The sequence below is a fragment of the Streptomyces sp. NPDC001832 genome (assembly GCF_040297265.1).
Lineage (GTDB): Bacteria > Actinomycetota > Actinomycetes > Streptomycetales > Streptomycetaceae > Streptomyces.
In genome coordinates, this window is record NZ_JBEOYU010000012.1 from 1 (window position 1) to 19,931 (window position 19,931).

Below are 19,931 nucleotides of genomic sequence, written 5' to 3' on the forward strand. Positions count from 1 at the left end.
GCGGCGTAGAGCGTCACCGGCAGCGGCTTTCGGGCCGGCCGGGGGTGCGCGGCCACCTCAAGGGCGAACCTCAGAAGGTCACTTCAGGCCGAACGCCCGGATGATCTCCTGGTCGATGCCGAGACCGTCCTCGCCCTCGGCGTGCGCCTTGATCGAGACGAAGCCACCGGCCTTCTCGGGCGTCTTGAACCGGGCGGTCCAGCTGCCCTCGGAGCTCTTGCGCAGCTCCACCGCGTCCCAGCTCTTGCCGTCGTCGTAGCTGACCGACAGCGCCGCCTGCTTCGCCTTCACCGCACCGTCCAGCCACTCCTGTGTACCGGAGCCGATACCGATCTCGGTCCACCGGCCGGCCTCGACGTCACCGGCGAGGTCGGTGTCGACCTTGTAGTCCAGCTGGAGCATCGGGATGTCGGTCCGGTACGGGCCGTTCTCGTCCGTGGCACCCGAGACGAAGCTCCACTCGGTGTGCGTGCGGATGGAGGTCTTCCACACATCGGCATCCCGGGCCGAGTCGAGCACCACGCGGTACGGCAGTCTCTCGGGTGAGAGGTTCGAGGCGGCTCCGGACTGGCCCGTGCCCTTCTTGATCAGGGTGTCACCCTGGTAGAAGGCGTTGGTGGTGGTGGCGGTGAGCTCCTCCCTCGGCATGGCGCCCGAGTGGCCCGCGCCCGAGTCCGTCCACGGGGTGAGGTTGAACTGGATCTGGTTGCCGGGGGTACGGAACGGACCCCAGTAGGCGATACCCAGACGCGGGCGGGTGATCGGCCCGAACCACTTGGCGGGGTAGGTGCGGCCCGCCTTGTAGTCCATTTCGCCACTGCGCATCGCCTGCGCGAATCCGTTCTGCGCTGCGTTGAAGATCGAGTGCTCCTCGTACCAGTACGACGCGCCGGGAAGCGGGTTGACCCACTCCGTACGGCTACTGGGGTACATCTCGTACTGTTCGAAGCCGAGGGCGGGCCCGTATTCCGGGACGTCCCAGCGGTAGCCGCCGCCGAGCGTGTCCTTGTGGCCGTAGAAGGTGTTCTCCACCTTGGCGAGCTGACCGGTCGAGGGGGCGAACTCCAGCGAGCGGTCCGGAATGACGCCGTCGTGACGGTCGACCAGGTCGTACAGGTAGCGCGAGAAACGTTGCTGATCGATCGCCAGCTTGACGCCCCGTTGGACGGACTTGATCAGGTTCTCGCCCGCCAGGCGCTGGACCGAGGCGACAGGAATGGCGGCCTTGGTTCCCTTGGGGGCGTAGCTCTCCATCAGGACGCCGTCACCGTCGTTGACGACGAACAGCGCTTCGGCGCCTGCGGCCACCGCATTGGCGAGCCGGTCGGCGGGAGCGACCGCGTCGCTGCGGCGGATCACGACGGCCTTGCCCTTGGCATCCAGGCCCTTGTAGTCGGCCGCGGCGCCGTTGCCCGCGAAGACACCGGTCAGCTGCTTCTCGCTGTCTTCGGTGACGGCCGCACCGACCTGCGTGGTAACCGGCACGTCACGTCCCTCGGCCGTGACGTCCATGTGCTTCTCGCCCTGCCGCCAACGGGTCAGGAAGGAGAAGCTGCCCTGGGTGACCTTCTTGGTGGGGCTCGCCCACAGCTGGTCGTACATCACAGGGATCTGGTACGCGTCGCGCTGGACGGTGCCGTCCGGTGCGGTACGTGCCATGTCGAATCGCAGCTGCTGGTTCTCGGTCTCCTTCGGCGTCCGCACGCTGATCTTGTGGGCCTTGGACGCGTCGAGGGTGACCGTGGTCGACTTGTCGAGGATGGTCTCCGGGGCCGCGAGGAAGGCCAGGGCCTTCGAGTCGGCGCGGTCACCGGCGACTTCGGTGGTCGCCCAGGCGGTGTAGTTGCCCGGCGGCATCCGCAGCGTGGTCTCGCCCGACACCTGGACAACACCCAGGTTCGGATTGCCGAGCGCGCCGAGGACGACCCGGCCGTTCATCGGCTTGCCATCGCGGTCACGGAGCCTGAGCGTCAGGTCGTACAGCTCCTGCTCCTTGTTCAGGGCGAAGCCGGTGTGCGCGACGACGGTGCCCGCCTCGTCCTTGGCGATGACCTGACCGGAGAACTGGGTGTTGTTCGCGACCGTCGACGGGTCCAGCGAGAGCACGGCCTCGGCGGTGGAACCGGCCGGGACGGTCAGCTGCTTCGTCGACAGGGTGTAGGCGTCGGCGTCCGTGTCCGTGGCCAGGTCGAGGGTGACATCCTTCGTACCGGTGTTGCGGTACGTGATGGTCCGCTGGGCGACCGGGTCGGACGCGGAGTGCGGCCACTTGTAGGAGGCGACCTCGACGGAGCCGGTGGCCTCGATCGTGCTGTCGACCGCCGCCTTCACATCGAGCCGGCCGGTGCCCTGCTCGTACGGGGTGTACGCGTCGAGCTTCTTCGACGTGCTCATCAGCGCGTCCTTGATCCGCTGGCCGGACCAGTCGGGGTGACGCTGCTTCAGGATGGCTGCGGCGCCCGCGACATGCGGGGTCGCCATCGATGTGCCGGACTTCGTCGAGTACATCCGGCTGGCGCCCGGGACCGACTGCGAGGCGGCCGCGTTGATGTCCACGCCCGGTGCGGACAGGTCGGGCTTGAGGCCGAAGGATCTCACCAGCGGGCCCATCGAGGAGAAGCCCGCGCGGTTGTCCCGCTTGTCGACGGCGGCGATGGTGAGCGCCTTCTCCGCCGAGCCGGGCGCGCCGATGGTGCCGGCGCCGTAGGAGTTGCCCGCGGCGATCACGAACAGCGGTCCGCCGTCGGCGGAGAGCGCGTCGACGGCCTGGGACATCGGGTCGGAGCCGTCGTCCGGGATGCTGGAGCCGAGGCTCATGGAGACGACGTCGGCGCCTTCGGCCTTCGCCCACTCCATGGCTTCGATGATGCCGGAGTCCGCGCCGGAACCACCGTCGCCGAGCACCTTGCCGATGATGAGGTCGGAGCCGGGGGCGACGCCCTTGTTGACGCCCTCCGACGCGGCGCCGGAACCCGCGATCGTGGAGGCGACGTGCGTGCCGTGGCCGTTCCTGTCCACGACCTCCTCGCCCGGCACGAAGCTCTTCGTTTCGAGAATGCGGTCCTTGACGTCCGGGTGGGTCGCGTCGATGCCGGTGTCCAGGACGGCGACCTTGGAGCCCTTGCCGTCGTAGCCCTCGGCCCACGCCTGCGGGGCGTTGACCTGCGGCACGGAGTCCTTGAGCGCGGCCTCCACCCGGCCGTCGAGCCAGAGCTTGGCGATGCCGTTGTCCAGCGAACGGGCCGTGGAAGTGCGGGCGATGTCGTTCCAGAAGGCCCGGGTGGTGTCCTTGTCGGCCTTCAGCGCGGCGCCGTGGATGCTCTCCAGGGTGCGGGTCTTCTTCGCGCCGCGAGGGGCAGCGGGCAGCGAACGGCCCTGGCTTGCCGGGTAGGTGGCGATCATCGGGATGCCGCCGGACTTCTTGTCGTCGTACCCCATCTCGGCGAGAGCCGAGACGTTGAACAGCCGACGGTCCAGCTTGCCCGCTGCGATGAGGGAGCCGGCCTCGTCGGGCAGGACGTACAGATCGTCACCGGCCTGCTGGACATGCACGCCGCCGACCGCACCGTCGGGGCGGTCCACGGTGATGGTGTCCTGCTTGCCGGCACCGTCCGAGTAGTGCACCACATCGCCCGTGACCAGGGTGATGTCGTACTCCTTGACAGGGGCGGCGGCCCGGGGGTCGGCGGGCCCGGACTGGCCTGCTGCTGCGGAAGCGGAGCCCGCTGCGGGAAGCAGTGCACCACTCACCAGGGCGACCGAAGTCGCTATGAGCAGTGCCCTGCGTCCCGCGCGAGCGGATCTCGTCCGGCCGGAAGCGGAGGAGGGTGTCAATGTCATGCAGATGTTCTAAAGGCAAAACCACGGCTGCGGTTGAGTTCACACCTGGCGTGAAGCCGCCGTGGCGGTAATCCGCCTTCGAACCCAAATGGTTCGTGGGACGGTTAAGGCCACGGACGGCATGCACCGCCCGGAGTGTTCAGGAGGAGCCGTTAGGTGCCGGTGATGTGCTCGGGGCGTACCGGCGTCCGGTTGAGCTCCAGGCCCGTCGCGTTCCGGATCGCCGCGAGGACGGCCGGGGTCGACGACAGGGTGGGGGCCTCGCCGACGCCACGGAGCCCGTACGGGGCGTGGTCGTCGGCGAGTTCGAGCACATGGACCGGGATCGTCGGGGTGTCGAGGATGGTGGGGATCAGGTAGTCCGTGAAGGACGGGTTGCGCACCTGCGCGGTCTTCGGATCGACGATGATCTCCTCCATGATGGCGACCCCCAGGCCCTGGGTGGTACCGCCCTGGATCTGCCCTTCGACGGACAGCGGGTTGAGGGCCCTGCCGACGTCCTGGGCGCAGGCCAGTTCGATGACCTTGACCAGACCGAGTTCGGTGTCGACCTCGACGACCGCGCGGTGGGCGGCGAAGGAGTACTGGACATGGCCGTTGCCCTGTCCGGTACGGAGGTCGAACGCCTCGGTGGGCCGGTGGCGCCACTCCAGTTCGATGTCGACCGCCTCGTCCTCCAGCACGTCGACCAGATCGGCCAGCACTTCGCCGCCGTCGGTGACGACCTTGCCGCCCTCCAGGAGCAGTTCGGCGGTGGCCCAGGCGGGGTGGTACGCAGCGAACTTGCGGCGGCCCATCTCCAGGACCTTCTCGCGGACGGCCTCGCAGGAGTGTTTCACGGCTCCGCCGGTGACATACGTCTGCCGGGAGGCGGAGGTGGAGCCGGCTGAGCCGACCTGGGTGTCGGCCGGGTGAATGGTGACCTGGGCGACGCCGAGTTCGGTACGGGCGATCTGGGCTTGGACGGTGACGCCGCCCTGCCCGACCTCGGCCATCGCGGTGTGCACGGTCACGACAGGTTCGCCGCCGGTCACCTCCATGCGCACGCGCGCGGTGGAGTAGTCGTCGAAGCCCTCGGAGAAGCCGACGTTCTTGAGACCGACCGCGTAGCCGATGCCACGTACGACGCCTTCGCCGTGTGTGGTGTTGGACAGTCCGCCAGGCAGGGCCCGTACATCGGCCTGCTCGCCGGCCACCTCCCACTGGCGCTCGGGCGGCAGCGGCCTGGCCTTGACCCGGCGCAGCAGCTCGGCGACCGGGGCGGGCGAGTCGACGACCTGTCCGGTCGGCAGGAGGCTGCCCTGCTCCATGGCATTGAGCTGCCTGAACTCGACAGGGTCCATGGAGAGTTCGGCGGCGAGCTTGTCCATCTGGGCCTCGTAGGCGAAGCATGCCTGGACCGCGCCGAAGCCGCGCATGGCGCCGCATGGCGGGTTGTTGGTGTAGAGCGCGATGGCCTCGATGTCGACGTCGTCGATGACATACGGGCCGACGCTGAGCGAGGAGGCGTTGCCGACGACGGCCGGAGAAGCGGAGGCATAGGCTCCGCCGTCCAGTACGATGCGACATTTCATATGGGTCAGCTTGCCGTCACGGGTGGCGCCGTGCTCGTACCAGAGCCTGGCGGGGTGGCGGTGGACGTGTCCGAAGAAGGACTCGAAGCGGTTGTAGACGATCTTGACCGGCTTGCCGGTGCGCAGCGCGAGCAGGCAGGCGTGGATCTGCATCGACAGGTCCTCGCGGCCGCCGAAGGCGCCGCCGACTCCGGAGAGCGTCATACGGACCTTGTCCTCCGGCAGGCCGAGGACGGGGGCGATCTGGCGCAGGTCGGAGTGGAGCCACTGGGTGGCGACGTACAGGTCGATGCCGCCGTCCTCGGCGGGCACGGCAAGACCGGACTCGGGGCCGAGGAAGGCCTGGTCCTGCATGCCGAAGACGTACTCACCGCTCACGATGACATCGGCGCGGGCCGCCGCCGCGTCCGCGTCGCCGCGGACGATGGGCTGGCGGTGGACGATGTTCGGGTGCGGTACGTGCCCGGCGTGATGGTCGCCCCGTCCCTCGTGGACGAGGATCGCGTCGGGGGCGGTGGCGGACGCCTCGTCGGTGATGACGGGCAGCTCGCGGTAGTCGATCGTGATCTTCGCGGCGGCGCGGCGGGCCGTCTCCGGGTGGTCTGCGGCGACGAGCGCCACCGGTTCGCCATGGTGACGGACCTTGCCGTGGGCGAGGACCGGGGTGTCCTGGATCTCGAGCCCGTAGTTCTTCACCGACGTCGGCAGGTCGTCGTAGGTGAGTACGGCGTAGACGCCGGGCGTGGCGAGCGCTTGCGAGGTGTCGACGGAGACGATCTCGGCGTGCGCGACCGTGGAGCGCAGCGTGTGGCCCCAGAGCATGTCCTCGTGCCACATGTCGGAGGAGTAAGCGAACTCGCCGGTGACCTTCAGGATGCCGTCGGGGCGCTGTGTGGACTCGCCGATGCCGCCCTTGGTGCGGGTGCCCTGGTTGATGCTGGTGGGGTTGCCGGTAACGCCCATCGTCAGACCGCTTCTTCCGCGCGGGCGGCCGCGAGGCGGACCGCGTCGAGGATCTTCTCGTAGCCGGTGCAGCGACAGAGGTTGCCGGAGAGCGCCTCGCGGATGTCCGCGTCGGACGGCTGCGGGTTGCGTTCGAGCAGTTCGTCGGCGGCGACCAGCAGACCGGGGGTGCAGAAGCCGCACTGGACGGCTCCGGCGTCGATGAACGCCTGCTGGATCGGGGAGAGTTCACCGGTGTCCCGGGTTTCCTCGCCGGCCGGCTCGGCCTCCCACTGCCGGGCTTTGTCGAGTTCGGTGCCACAGGCGCCGGAGGCTCCCCCACTGCGCTCCGCGGGTGGGAGGTGCCCCCTGCCGGGGTTTGCCTGGGAGCGGTGGGCCGCGAAGTCGGCGAGGCCTTCTACGGTGACGACCTCGCGGCCCTCCACCTGGCCTGCGGCGACCAGACAGGAGCAGACCAGGACACCGTCCAGACGGACCGTGCAGGAACCGCACTCGCCCTGCTCGCAGGCGTTCTTCGAGCCGGGCAGGCCCATCCGCTCACGCAGCACGTAGAGGAGGGACTCGCCCTCCCAGACGTCGTCCGCCTCGTGCCTGCGGCCGTTGACGGTGAAATTGACGCGCATGATCAGGCAGCTCCTTCGGTGCTGCGGCCGTCGCCGCGGTACGACTCCCAGGTCCAGCCGAGGGTGCGGCGGGCCATGATCTTGACTGCGTGCCTGCGATAGCCCGCGGTGCTGCGCACATCGTCGATCGGGTTGCAGGCACCGGCGGCGAGGTCGGCGAACTGCTTGGCGATGGACGGGGTGATGATCGCGCGGCTGTCCCAGAATCCGCCTTCTTCGAGCGCGGCGTTCAGGAATTCCTCGGCCTCCTTCGCCCGTACGGGCGTGGGGGCTGCCGAGCCGATGCCGGTGCGGACCGTACGGGTCTCGGGGTGCAGGGCCAGGCCGAAGGCGCAGACCGCGATGACCATTGCGTTGCGGGTGCCGACCTTGGAGTACTGCTGCGGCCCGTCGGCCTTCTTGATGTGCACGGCCCGGATCAGCTCGTCCGGGGCGAGGGCGTTGCGCTTGACGCCGGTGTAGAAAGCGTCGATCGGGATCATCCTGGTCCCGCGTACGGATTCGGCCTCGACCTCGGCACCCGCGGCGAGCAGCGCCGGGTGGGCGTCTCCGGCGGGAGACGCGGTGCCCAGATTGCCGCCGACGCCACCGCGGTTGCGGATCTGCGGGGATGCGACGGTGTGCGAGGCGAGCGCCAGTCCGGGCAGTTCGGCCCACAGATGCTCCATGATGTGGCTGTACGGTACGCAGGCGCCGAGCCGTACGTGCTCCTGGCCCACCTCCCACTCGGCCAGCTCACCGATGCGGTTCAGGTCCAGGAGGTACTCGGGCCGCCGGTGGTCGAAGTTGATCTCGACCATCACATCGGTACCACCCGCGATGGGCACAGCCGTCGGGTGCCCGGCCTTGGCGGCGAGCGCCTCCTCCCAGCTGGCGGGGCGAAGGAAGTCCATGAGTGGCTCTCTTCTTGTCGATCGGTTCGTTCGCTGGGGCCGGGCCTGCGAGCGTGTGTTCCGGGCGTCGCGCGGCAGACGCCGGATCGACGACAGACCTGGGGACGGCCGGCCCTCGACTGGTCGTTCATGTGTTGTTGACACGGTGCGGGGCCAAGTACACAAGCCCTGCTCCACCTGGTGCAGTCACCGAAACCATGAAGGGGTTGGCTGGTCGATCTCCTCGTCTTGTAGATTCGAACGAATGGCGGGGGTCACTGACCTCACCGCAATACCCAGTTTTCACCCGCACCAACGAAAGAGATCGGCGGCGACGAGATGCGGCTGCGCGCACTGCTGGAGACCGACGCGCTGGGCCTGCGGCTGCTCGGCGGCGGGGACGAGCTGGACCGGTCCGTACGCGGCGTGATGACCACCGACCTGCGGGATCCGAGCCGCTACCTGTCGGGCGGCGAGCTGGTCCTGACGGGCCTGGCCTGGCGCCGGGACGCGACGGACTCGGAGCCGTTCGTACGGATCCTGGCCGCCGCCGGGGTCGCCGGGCTCGCGGCGGGCGAGGCGGAGCTCGGCGACATCCCCGGAGATCTGGTGGAGGCGTGTGCGCGGCACCGGCTGCCGCTCTTCGCCGTCCATGAGACCGTCGCGTTCGCAACGATCACCGAGCATGTGGTGCGCCAGGTGTCCGGTGAGCGTGCGGGCGATCTGGCCGCGGTCGTGGACCGGCACCGCAGGCTCATGACCTCGGGCCCGGCGGGCGGTGGGCCCGAAGTGGTCCTCGATCTGCTCGGCTCCGACCTCGACCTGCACGCCTGGGTGCTCTCCCCCACCGGCCGGCAGATCGCCGGTGCCGGTGACACACCACTGGCCGGACCGGTCGGCGCGGCGCTCGCCGGCCACCATCTGGCCGCCACCCGCACCGGCCGCCGGGCCCCGCACCGGGCCACGGTCGGCGGCACCACGTATTCGCTCTTCCCGATCCGGAACACCGGGCGGGGCACGGTCCCCGCCTCCCGCGATGTGCGCGAGTCGGTGCTCTCCGACTGGCTGCTCGCGGTCGAGGCGGACGCGAGCGACTGGCCGCCCGCCCGGCTGGATCTGCTCCAGGGCGTCACCCAGCTGATCGCGGTCGAACGGGACCGGCGCGACGCGGCCCGTACGGTACGCCGCAGGCTCGCCCAGGAAGTCCTCGAACTGGTCCAGACGGGCGCCCCGCCGGCGGAGATCGCCGCCAGGCTGCGGGTCGCCGCCCCCGTACTGCTCCCGGGTCTCGGGACCGCGCCGCACTGGCAGGTCGTGGTGGCCCGGGTCGAGTGGGGCGGCGCGGAGGGCTCCGCAGCCACGGGCGCCCCGGCCGGCAGCCCCGACTCCGCTGTCGCGGGCGGGCCGGTCGCCCAGGCGCTGCTGGAGGAGATCCTGATCGACCCCGCAGTCACCGGCCCCGACTCCGCGGACCGGATCGCGGTCGCCCACACGGGCGACGAGGCTGTCGCCCTCGTACCGCTGCCCGCCGTCACAGCGCCCGTACCGGCCCATGACGCCGGTCCGGATGCGGCACCCGCCGAGTCGGCCGCCGCCGAGGACCGCGCGTTGCACGCCGATGTGCTGCTCGCCGTCATCCGCGAACCGCTCTCCGCTGGCCTTGCCGAAGACGGCAGGCTGACACTGGGTGTCAGTGCGGCCGTGCATTCCCCCGAAGGCCTGCGCGGCGCCCTGGAGGAGGCCCGGCACGCCCGCCGGGTGGCGGCGGCCCGCCCCGGCCGGGTCTGCGCGGCCGGGCACCACGAACTGGCGTCGCACGTACTGCTGCTGCCGTTCGTCCCCGATGATGTGCGCCGCGCGTTCACCGCACGGCTGCTCGACCCGCTGCGCGACTACGACCGGCGCCATCGCGCGGAGCTGATCCCGACGCTGGAGACGTTCCTGGACTGCGACGGCTCCTGGACCCGCTGCGCCTCCCGGCTGCATCTGCATGTCAACACGTTGCGCTACCGGGTCGGGCGAATCGAGCAGTTGACGGGGCGTGACCTTTCGCGCCTGGAGGACAAGCTCGATTTCTTCCTCGCCCTGCGTATGAGCTGAGTTCCGGGCCCTGCCATGGCTCCTGGCGGCTTTGGCGTTTGTGAAATCTTTCACCTGACATTGACCCGACCCCTTGGCCCGGCGTGCCATTCCGTGCTGAGATGCGGCCAGACCCAACAGCTCCTGGCGCGCTCGGGGAGGGCAATGTGGCGCATACCGCCATGTCTGGTTCCGGAACGACAGCAGATGACGATCCGCCGCTCCAGACAGCGGTATGGCGGCTGCGGTCACGCGCCTGCTGGACGGACGCCGCCGCGCTGCTCGAACACGACGCCGTCACCGATCCGGCGGCGGCACTCCAGCGGACCGCGCTGCTGACCGAGCGGTGCCTGTACACCGGGCAGGGCTGGACCGATGCCGAGGACGCCCTGCGCACCGCCGAGGCGCTGGCTCACGACGACGCCGAGCGCGGGGCGGCAGCCTGTGAGCGCGGCCATCTGGCGTACGCGTCGACGCTGCTGGGGGTACGGGACCGGGCCGATGAGGCCAGCGTCGCCCTGAGCCGGGCCGCCGCACTGCTCGCCCCGTCCGCGCCGGGCCGGCCGCTGCTGGACTTCCGCCGGGGCCTGATCGCACAGAACATCGCCGATTCGCCCCAGGCCGCGCGTGCCGCGTACCGCAGGGCCCACGCCGGCGCCACCGCGCAGGGCGACGCACTGCTGCTCTCCTCGACCTGGCGCCATCTCGCCCTGCTCGCCCTGCGCGAGGGAGAACTGGCGGAGGCACGGCACGGTTTCGCCGAGTCCCTGCGGATCAGGGAGGAGCTGGGCTATCTGATCGGTACGGCTCCGGCCCTCATCGCCCTCGCCGACTCCGAGCCGGAGCCCGAGGCGGCGACCCGGCTGCGTGCCGAGGCGGGCCGGCTCTTCCGGCTGCTGGGGGGCGTACCGACCTGGCTGGCTCCGCACCTGGACCCGCCGCCCCCGGAGACGGCCGGGGTGAGCTGACGGCCTCCCCCATGACGGGGAGCCCGCCCCCTGTCGTGGGGGAGGCCGTGCGCCCCGGAAGGCCGGCGTGCCGTCAGCTCTCGGCGCCGATGAAGTGTTCCCGCACCAGCGACCGCACGACGGCAAGGTCCTGGGCGATGAGCGCGTCGAGCAGGGCGGTGTGCTCGGCGGCGTCGGCGAGCAGGTCGGCGCGGCGGGTGGCGGGGTTGTTCCCCAGGGGCCACTGGGAGCGGCGGTGCAGATCGTCGGCGATCATGACCAACTGCTCGTTGCCACAGAGCGCGAGGACCGCGCTGTGGAAGGCCCGGTCGGATTCGGCGTAACTCGCCCGGTCGCCCATGGCAGCTGCCGCAACCGTGGCCTCGGCCAGCGGGCGCAGGGCGCACCAGTGGGCCGGGGGGACGGTGCGGGCCAGCCGCAGCATGACGGGGACCTCGATCAGGGCGCGTACCTCGGCCAGCTCGGCCAGCTCGCGCGGGCCCCGCTGGGACACCCGGAATCCGCGGTTCGGTACGACCTCGACGGCGCCCTCGATGGCCAGCTGTTGCATCGCCTCGCGCACCGGGGTCGCGGAGACCCCGAATCGGGCGCCGAGAGCCGGGGCGGAGTAGACCTGCCCCGGGACCAGCTGACCGTCGACCAGGGCGGCGCGCAGGGCGTCGAGGATCTGGCCGCGTACGGAGTGCCGCTGCACTGCGGGCCGAGGGGCGGGCGGCTCGCTGTGGGTGTGCTCGCCACGTGCCTGTTCGCCACGTACCTGCGCGGGCACGCGTACGGACGCCAGGGGCGTCGCGGATACCACGGACACATGCGACGGCGACGCCTGACCACGCGCTCTGCGCTGCTCCACTCGGACCTCCTCGGCCTGCCGTGGGCGCGGCTCGCGTGCGCCATGCCCCTGTGCACGATAGGCGGCGCAGGCCGCAGTTCAAACATCGATCGATTCGGGTAAGGTAAGGCTTACCTGCAAATGATCGCGATTCGGTGGTCCCTGCATGCCTCTCCCCACTCTGCTTCCCGGCACCACCGCGTCCGCCGTGACGGGCGCGTACGCACGTCTGGCCGAGGTCTTCCCCGGGCTGCGCGCAGAGGTGCTGGCGGAGGGCGAGGCCACCCCTTGCGGTGCCGGGTGGGTGGGTGCGGACGAACTCGCGGCGGGTGGTGCCGCGCTCGATGCCTTCCTCGCCTGGGACCACGCGCAGATGCTGCGGGACCACGGGCAGCAGCCCCGGTCCGATGTGGTCGCCGGCTTCGGGCTGCACCGGTACGCCTGGCCTGCCTGTCTGCTGATGACGGTGCCGTGGTTCCTGTACCGGCGGGTGCCCCGAGTTTCTGTCGGGGACGTGGCGTTCCAGCGGGAAATGGGTCATCTCGCCGTCCGCGTAAGGGAATTCGCCTGCCTTCCGGACGATCCGGCGGCAGGACTAACAGGCGCCCGGGTGGTCCCGGACGAGGCGGCGCTGCGGTCCGAGGTGCTCGCTTCCGTGGCCGACCACATCGGACCGGTGCTGGACGGCTTCGGACCGCGGATGCGGCGCGGCAGACGGGCGTTGTGGGCCATGGCGACGGACGAGGTCGTCGAGGGCCTCTGGTACATCGCCCATCTGCTCGGCGAGGAGCGTCGGGCGATGGCCGAGCTGGAGGCACTCCTGCCGGGCACCACGAAGCCGTACGTCGGCTCGGCAGGCTTTCGTGAACTAACCGGGCCGGACGGCGAGTTGCTTCCGACTCGCGACCGGGCAAGCTGCTGCCTCTTCTACACGCTGCGCCCCGAGGACACCTGCGTCACCTGCCCGCGCACCTGTGATGCCGACCGGGTAAGGAAACTGACGGCCACTCACTGATCCACACTCACTGATCAACCACCGCTCGTACGAGTAGTACTATTCGAACACAGATCACTGGCCGCGTGCGGATACTCGATCAGATCCCGGCTATCCGTATGCTCTGCCAACCCAATGGCGTTCTCTTGCCCCGAAACCCCCTGAGCGTGTTGGGGTTTCGGCAATCATGGCGCCCGAAATGCCCTACGCGATGCAAGGGACCGCGCATGACACTGACCGACATATCGCTGAATTGGCTGCTTCCGGGCGCCGTGTTGCTCGTGGGGGTCCTGGCGGCGGTGGCGGTCGTCACACGCGGCAAGCGCGCCGCTGACAAGTCCGCGGCCGAAGACAGCTGGGAACGCAGCGAGGAGCGTCGCAGACGCAAGGAGGCGCTGTACGCCACCGCCTCGTACGTGCTGCTGTTCTGCTGCGCGGCGGTCGCCGCCGCGCTCTCCTTCCATGGGCTCGTCGGCTTCGGCGAGCAGAACCTCGGCCTCTCCGGGGGCTGGGAGTATCTCGTTCCGTTCGGCCTCGACGGGGCCGCAATGTTCTGTTCCGTACTCGCGGTGCGCGAGGCCAGCCACGGTGATGCGGCGCTCGGATCACGACTGCTCGTATGGACGTTCGCCGGCGCGGCCGCCTGGTTCAACTGGGTGCACGCGCCGCGCGGAGTCGACCACGCGGGCGCCCCGCACTTCTTCGCGGGGATGTCGCTCTCGGCAGCCGTGCTCTTCGACCGGGCACTGAAGCAGACCCGCCGGGCCGCGCTGCGCGAGCAGGGCCTGGTGCCCCGTCCGCTGCCGCAGATCCGGATCGTACGGTGGCTGCGCGCACCCCGGGAGACCTTCGGTGCCTGGTCGCTGATGCTGCTGGAGGGCGTACGCACCCTGGACGAAGCGGTCGAAGAGGTACGCGAGGACCGACGGGAGAAGGAGCAGAACCGTCTCCGCAGGAAGGACCAGGAGAGGTTGGACCGGGCCCGCATCAAGGCGCTCAACCGGCAGAACCGGGCCTGGCGCCGGGTCGGCCGGGGTGGCACCCAGGTGGACGTCCAGACCATCGCCCCCGCGACGGATTCCGCTCAGTCCGCCTTGGAGCCCGCCATATCCGCGCCGGGACAACTGCCCTTGCACCACCGGCCGTCCCTGCAGGCCGTGACGGGGCCGAGCTCCAGCGCCTCGGACCGGAACTCCAATGATCCGGTCACCGTCGACCTCACCGCCGAGGACGACACCCAGGCACTGCCCCGGCTCGATTCGCTGGAGCGGAAACTGAAGGATCTGGAGCAGCAGTTCGGCTGACCATCCGCTTCGAAGGCCCTGACGGCCCGGTCCCTTCCGGGCTATCAGGGCTTTTCGCCGTCCAGCTCGAACCAGACGACCTTGCCCAGCGTGTGTGTGCTGACTCCCCAGGCGTCCGCGAGGCCCTGCACCAGGATCAGCCCTCGGCCATGCGTACCGTCGTCGGCGTTCGGCAGGTACGACAGGGGCATTCCGGATACGAAGTCTCTTACCTCCACCCGAAGTTTGGCGGGCGCCACGCTCACTGTGACGACCGCGCCATGTCTCGTGTGGATCAGTGCGTTGGTCACCAGCTCGCTCAGCAGGAGCTCCGCCACCTCGGCGGGCTCACCTTGCCACCGGTAGCGCAGGAACTCCCGTAACGCACCGCGCACTTCACTCACGGCCGCCAGATCGGTGTGGGCCAGTCTTCGATGCAGCCGGACCGGCTGCCGTCCCTGCGCCCCTGGCTCGTACGCCGCCCCGCCCGCCATGGAATCGGCATCTCCCTGACGCTCCATCGTTTCCCCCGCCCGCACAGTGAATCGCCCCCTTCTCGACTTCTCGTTGCCTTGTCGTCTCGTCTCCTGGTCGAACACCTTCGCTGAACACCTTCACGGGGATGCATGCCCCACAGACGGGCCGCCACGCTTGTCGACCCATCAATAAGTGAACATAGAACGGGCGGCACTACCCGGCGCGCGCGTCGGATTCGACGGCTGGATGGGCACTCCGGATGACGACGACTTCGTCGGCGCGACGCCCGGCACGCTGCGGCTGTCGTGAGCCCCGGGCCGGGTCCGGCGGACGCGTCCCGGACGGTATCGGCCGGCCGAGCGGGAACATCACTCGGCCGGCCGATACGTCGGGGGTCGTGGGGATCAGAACTCGGTGGTGACCTTGGCGCCGTCGAACTTCTCGTTGCCGTAGAGGCTGATGAAGTGGTAGCCCGGCGCCGGGTTGTTGACGGTCAGGGTGTGCTCGTTGCCCGGCCCGACGGACTTGTCGGTGTTGACCTGGGTGGTCGCCCATTCCTCCGAGCTGTAGTAGAGGTCGGCGTCACCCGTGCCGCCGGACGCGGTGATCTTCAGCTGGGTGATGCCGGCCGGGATGAGGATGGCCAGGTAGGCGTAGTCGCCCTTGACGGCCTTCAGCTCGCTGCGCATGCAGTTCCGGCCCAGCAGCCTGGTGTCGCTCGCCGTGCACTCGGTGATCTCAGGCGGGTTGGTGGACCCGCCGCCGCAGGCACCGGCCGCGCAGGCGGTCAGCCAGGTGTTCCAGTCGGTGTCGTAACGGCTGCCGATGGTCGACGTGAGCAGGGTGCGCGCGCCGTCCCAGTCACCCTTGCGGTAGAGACCGAGCAGGGTGTCGACGTCCGAGCGGTGGGATTCGAGCATGTAACGGACGGCCAGGTAGCCCCAGTTGTACACGCGGGTCTGGCCGGCGTTGTCGTAGGTGGTGTCGAACAGGGTGCGCAGGGTGTAGGTGTGGTTCGCGGCCTGGGTGATGGCGGCCTCGTAGGCGAGCTTGCGGTACGAGTAGGAGACGTACTCCGCGAAGCCCTCGACCCACCAGACGGTCGGCGTGGTCATTCCCGCCTCGAAGTCGCCGTACATGTTGTAGCGGCCGTCGAGGTAGTGCGTGTACTCGTGGTTGAGGTTCCAGATCTGAAAGTCGGGACGGGCCCACTCGGCCTCGTAGGCGATGAACCGGGGCTGGTTGCCCTCGACCTTGGGGTCGCCCTCCAGGTACATGCCGCCGTTGTTGGTGTCGATACCGAAGATCACTCCGGCGTAGGTCTGGTAATCGGCGCTGGAGTCGAAGGCCACGACCTCGATGGTCTTGTTGTTGTCGTCGGCGACCGGGCCGTTGTCCCGGGCCACCTCGTGGAAATAGGCGTCCTGGTTGCGCAGGCTGGTGCAGCTGGCTTCGAGCTCCTCCGCGGCCATGTCCTGCGCCCGGATGGTGATGCTGTCGCTACAGGTGTGCTTCACCGGCAGGACGACCTTCTCGAGACGCTCCGCGAGGTTGCAGGCGTCGTATTCCGCACAGTTGTCCTTGTCGTAGGCGTCGACCATCTTGGCCAGATTGACCCAGAGCGGGGCGGTGGGGCCGTCGATGGAGCTCTTGCCCATCAGGTCGACCACGAGCGGGCTCGCCTTGGCGCGCAGCGAGTCCTCCTTGAGGAAGCGGCCGAGCTCAAGTCCCGCGTTGGCGGCCAGGAACGACTGCTTGGTGCCCAGCAGGTCGAGGTGGTTCGCGGCGAAGTCGTGCAGGGAGTTCAGCACGCTGGGATCGGCCTCGATGGCGCTGATGAACTCGGGCACCTGGTGACCACGGAACATGACCGTGTACACACTGTTCACGGCGTTGAGCATGTACCAGGAGGCGTTGTACGACTCGTCGTAGTCGGCCAGCATCCGCTTGACGATGTTCAGGTAGCGGGCGTTCTCCTCGGCGCTGTCGACCAGGATGATCGCCTCGGACAGGCTCTCGCCGTTGGCGTCGGTGACGTCGAAGGCGTGCGAGGAGCCGAAGAAGCCGTCGAGCGCGCCCTGGATGGCCGTGCGCAGGCGCGGCCCGTACTCCCCGACGGTGTCGGGGTCGTAGTACTGCACGTAGTAGCCGGCCCGGAGGAAGAGGACCAGCTGGGGCACGCCGGTGCTGCCGTCACCCGGGTAGGAGGCGGACGCATCGCGCATCGCGTTGGCGATGGTGACCATCTGGTCCTCGCGGAAGGCGTGGTAGCCGTCCTGGCCCTGGAGACGGAACAGCGTGTTGACGCAGTCGGTGGTCGCCGCCTTGACCTTCTCGACCAGGGCACCTCCGGTGTTGTTGGTGAAGTCGGTGATGTTGCACTCGGCCGCGGCCTTGCCGGACTTCTTGGCGCGGGCCTGCTTCTCGGCCTTCATCGAAGGTGCCAGGTGGCTCGGGAGCGCGGTGGACGGGTCGTCGTAATCCCGCTTGAGCGCGTCCTTGGAAGCGGACAGCGGCGGCAGGTCGGCGGCCTTGAGCGGCTTGCGTTGGACGTGAGCGGCATCGTCGGCGGGTGCCGTAAGCGCTTCGGCGGTGGGGCCGCCGGGGTCCTCGGTCCGGGGTTCCGCCCGTTTCTGAGCGTCCGAGGAGTGGGAAGTCGCGGCCGATGCGACGGGGCGTTGCTCGACGGCCTGGCTCGGGGCCGTGAACAGGCCCACGCCCAGGCATGCCGCCAGAACCGCAGTGGACCATCCGGATATCTTCTGTCGAACCCTCAGGTTCTTCACGTGCCGCCTCCCAGCGGAGTGGTGACCGCGCAACATCGCGCGGCTGTGGGGGAATGCGCGGGGGTGGGTGCGGGTCAGGTCCTGGTGCATGCGCTATGGCATGGACACGACCTCTTCCCCTCTGCGCGCTGTACAATGGCACATGTCACATGTTCTTTGGTAGCCCTCTCACGCACATTCATCTCCGCGACAACTCACCGACACGGTCCGGAACTTCAGTAGCGGCCTGCACGCTGACGGCCACCACCATCGGATCTCTGACCGCCGAGCCGCTGTCCGGACCGCGCCCAAGCCCCGAGCCCCGAGCCCCGACAGAGCCTTGAGGAGAAAACGCCCGTGTCCCGTTCCCTCCCCGCACCCGGAACCAGCAGCCATGACCTTCCGGTGTCGCCCGCGCTGGACGCCTTCATGCGCACGGCGTGGGCCGACAGCCCACTGCCGGCGGACATCCGCGTCCCCTCCTACGACGTCACCCCAGCCCGCCGGGCCCGGCTCGCCGCCCGCTTCCCGGGCGAGCGCCTGATCATCCCGGCGGGCGCGCTCGCGGTCCGCTCCAACGACACCGACCATCGCTTCCGTCCGCACACGGGCTACGCCTGGCTCACCGGCCTCACCGGCGAGGATCAGGCCGGCCATGTCCTCGTCCTGGAACCCGACGGTGACGAGCGGCACGAAGCGGTGCTGTATCTGCGTCCCCGGTCACCGCGCACCGGCCACGAGTTCTACCGTGACCGCAGGTACGGGGAGTTCTGGGTCGGGCGCCGACCCGACCTGACGGAGGCAACCCGGATGACCGGCATCCGCTGCGCGCACCTGGACGCCTGGGAGAAGCTGCTGACCGGACCGCAGCCCCCGGTACGGGTGCTGGGCGGTGTGGACCCGTCCGTCGACGAACTCCTGACTTCCCACGGCGCTTTTCCGCCCGGACGGTCGGCTCCGGCCGGACTGGCCGCCGTCCTCAGCGAACTCCGACTCGTCAAGGACCCCTGGGAGACAAGTCAGTTGCAGCATGCCGTCGATGCGACGGTGGCTGGATTCGAGGATGTGGTGCGAAGCCTTCCGCAGGCGCTGCGGCACCCTCGCGGAGAGCGTTGGATCGAGGGCGTCTTCGATCTGCGGGCCCGGCTGGAGGGCAACGGTCCGGGCTACTCCACGATTGCCGCAGCGGGGGCACACGCCTGTGTCCTGCACTGGATCCGCAATGACGGTCCACTGGACCGCGACCAGTTGCTGCTCCTGGACGCCGGAGTGGAGACCGATTCGCTCTACACGGCCGACATCACCCGCACCCTGCCGCTGTCCGGCCGCTTCTCCCCCGTACAGCACAACGTCTATGAGCTGGTGCTGGCCGCGCAGGAAGCGGGCATCGCGGCCCTGCGTCCCGGGGCGCGATTCCGTGACTTCCACATGGCGGCCATGCGGATCATCGCCGAAGGGCTCCACGACTGGGGCGTGTTGAAGATGTCCGCCGATGAGGCACTCGACGCCGACAACGGCTTCTACCGCCGGTACACGCTCTGCAGCAGCGGCCACATGCTCGGCATGGACGTTCACGACTGCGCCCAGGCACGCGCCGACACCTATCTGGACGGGCGCCTGGAAGCGGGCCAAGTACTGACCGTGGAACCGGGGCTCTATCTCCAGCCCGACGACGAGACACTGCCCCCGTCACTGCGCGGAATCGGGGTGCGGATCGAGGACGACCTCGTGATCACGGCCGACGGCGCTCGCCTCATGTCGTCCGCGCTGCCGCGCACCGCCGACGGAATCGAGGAGTGGATGGCCGCCCTGCTCGACGGTTGAGCCGGACGGCCCGCCTCGGGCGACGCGTCCCTCGCACACCGGGCCGGCCGCCCGAGGCGGGCGCGTCCCCCGGGGCTGCGTGACTCGACCGGCGGTTCAGGCCTCCGCGGCCGGCAGCGACGCCACTGCGGCCCGGACGCCTCCCGCTCCCGTGCCACCGTCCTCCTCCTCGGCCCAGAGCGACCTGACATGTGACATATGAGCCAGCATGCAACTCTCGGCGCGCTGGGCGTCACCGGCGATCACGAGATCGAGCAGTTGGACGTGCTCCTCCGCCGATGCGGTCAACTGACCTGTCGCATCCAGCCGGTTGAGACCGAAGAGGCGCGATCGTTTGCGCAGCTTGCTGACTTCCTCCACCAGCCTGCGGTTGCCGGCCAGTCCGAGCAGTTCGAGATGGAAGCGCCGGTCCGCCTCCAGATAGCCGATGATGTCGTGCTCGGCGGCGGCCGCGACGATCGCCAGGGCGAGCGGTCGCAGCGCCTTCAGCTCCCGGGTCTTGCCCATCCGGGCGATGCGGCCGACGGTGGGTACCTCGATCATGGCGCGGAGTTCGGTGAAGTCGTCGAGATCCTGCTCGGTCAGCTCGGTGACCCGAAAGCCCTTGTTGCGTACCGCTTCGACAAGGCCCTCACGCGCCAGGTCGAGCATGGCCTCCCGGACCGGGGTCGCGGACACCCCGAACTCGGCGGCGAGCGTGGGGGCGGAGTAAATCGTGCCCGGACGGAGGTCCCCGGCGATCAGGGCCGCTCTGAGGGCGTTCGCCACCCTGTCACGCAAGTGCTCTTGCGCCGAAATGGCGTTGAGCGTCGTCAGGCGGGCCATATTTGTTCCTCCAGC

13 protein-coding genes are annotated in these 19,931 nt (G+C 69.5%); 5 read left to right on the forward strand and 8 right to left on the reverse strand.

All coding sequences use genetic code 11. The features are described from left to right. Positions 1–78: 78 nt before the first annotated feature. From ABT115_RS12550 to ABT115_RS12565, 4 genes are all read right to left on the reverse strand, one after another. Positions 79–3,840 (reverse strand): S8 family serine peptidase, encoded by a 3,762-nt coding sequence (locus tag ABT115_RS12550; protein WP_351787564.1) that lies wholly within the window; start codon positions 3,838–3,840, stop codon positions 79–81. Between the two features lie 152 nt (positions 3,841–3,992). Beyond that, positions 3,993–6,377, reverse strand: a complete 2,385-nt coding sequence (gene pucD, locus ABT115_RS12555; RefSeq protein WP_351787567.1) for a xanthine dehydrogenase subunit D — start codon at positions 6,375–6,377, stop codon at positions 3,993–3,995. Positions 6,378–6,379: 2 nt separating this feature from the next. Further along, on the reverse strand, positions 6,380–7,000 hold the full coding sequence (locus ABT115_RS12560; RefSeq protein ID WP_351787570.1) for a (2Fe-2S)-binding protein: 621 nt from the start codon (positions 6,998–7,000) through the stop codon (positions 6,380–6,382). Positions 7,001–7,002: 2 nt separating this feature from the next. Beyond that, positions 7,003–7,893 (reverse strand): FAD binding domain-containing protein, encoded by an 891-nt coding sequence (locus ABT115_RS12565; protein ID WP_351787572.1) that lies wholly within the window; start codon positions 7,891–7,893, stop codon positions 7,003–7,005. Between the two features lie 318 nt (positions 7,894–8,211). Between ABT115_RS12565 and ABT115_RS12570 the strand changes: the two genes are divergently transcribed. After that, positions 8,212–9,972: a PucR family transcriptional regulator gene (locus ABT115_RS12570; protein WP_351787575.1), complete on the forward strand. Its 1,761-nt coding sequence runs from the start codon at positions 8,212–8,214 to the stop codon at positions 9,970–9,972. 161 nt (positions 9,973–10,133) lie between these two features. Next, on the forward strand, positions 10,134–10,919 hold the full coding sequence (locus tag ABT115_RS12575) for a hypothetical protein (RefSeq protein ID WP_351787577.1): 786 nt from the start codon (positions 10,134–10,136) through the stop codon (positions 10,917–10,919). A gap of 73 nt (positions 10,920–10,992) precedes the next feature. On the opposite strand, the gene ABT115_RS12580 is transcribed toward ABT115_RS12575, so the two are convergent. Further along, complete coding sequence (locus ABT115_RS12580; protein ID WP_351787580.1) at positions 10,993–11,769, reverse strand: GntR family transcriptional regulator; 777 nt, start codon at positions 11,767–11,769, stop codon at positions 10,993–10,995. Positions 11,770–11,914: 145 nt separating this feature from the next. Here ABT115_RS12580 and ABT115_RS12585 point away from each other — a divergent pair, with 145 nt between their 5' ends. After that, positions 11,915–12,763, forward strand: coding sequence for a (2Fe-2S)-binding protein (locus ABT115_RS12585; protein WP_351787583.1), 849 nt, complete (start codon positions 11,915–11,917; stop codon positions 12,761–12,763). A gap of 206 nt (positions 12,764–12,969) precedes the next feature. Further along, positions 12,970–14,046: a DUF2637 domain-containing protein gene (locus tag ABT115_RS12590; protein WP_351787586.1), complete on the forward strand. Its 1,077-nt coding sequence runs from the start codon at positions 12,970–12,972 to the stop codon at positions 14,044–14,046. Between the two features lie 44 nt (positions 14,047–14,090). Here the strand turns inward: ABT115_RS12590 and ABT115_RS12595 are convergent, their stop codons facing one another. Both ABT115_RS12595 and ABT115_RS12600 read right to left on the reverse strand, forming a co-directional pair. Next, positions 14,091–14,453: an ATP-binding protein gene (locus ABT115_RS12595; protein ID WP_351787847.1), complete on the reverse strand. Its 363-nt coding sequence runs from the start codon at positions 14,451–14,453 to the stop codon at positions 14,091–14,093. A gap of 453 nt (positions 14,454–14,906) precedes the next feature. Beyond that, positions 14,907–17,288, reverse strand: coding sequence for a M9 family metallopeptidase (locus ABT115_RS12600; protein WP_502969082.1), 2,382 nt, complete (start codon positions 17,286–17,288; stop codon positions 14,907–14,909). Between the two features lie 336 nt (positions 17,289–17,624). Between ABT115_RS12600 and ABT115_RS12605 the strand changes: the two genes are divergently transcribed. Beyond that, positions 17,625–19,091 carry an aminopeptidase P family protein gene (locus ABT115_RS12605; protein WP_351787588.1) on the forward strand — a complete coding sequence of 489 codons (1,467 nt, stop codon included), beginning with the start codon at positions 17,625–17,627 and terminating at the stop codon, positions 19,089–19,091. Between the two features lie 96 nt (positions 19,092–19,187). On the opposite strand, the gene ABT115_RS12610 is transcribed toward ABT115_RS12605, so the two are convergent. Beyond that, on the reverse strand, positions 19,188–19,916 hold the full coding sequence (locus ABT115_RS12610) for a GntR family transcriptional regulator (RefSeq protein ID WP_351787591.1): 729 nt from the start codon (positions 19,914–19,916) through the stop codon (positions 19,188–19,190). Positions 19,917–19,931 lie beyond the last annotated feature (15 nt).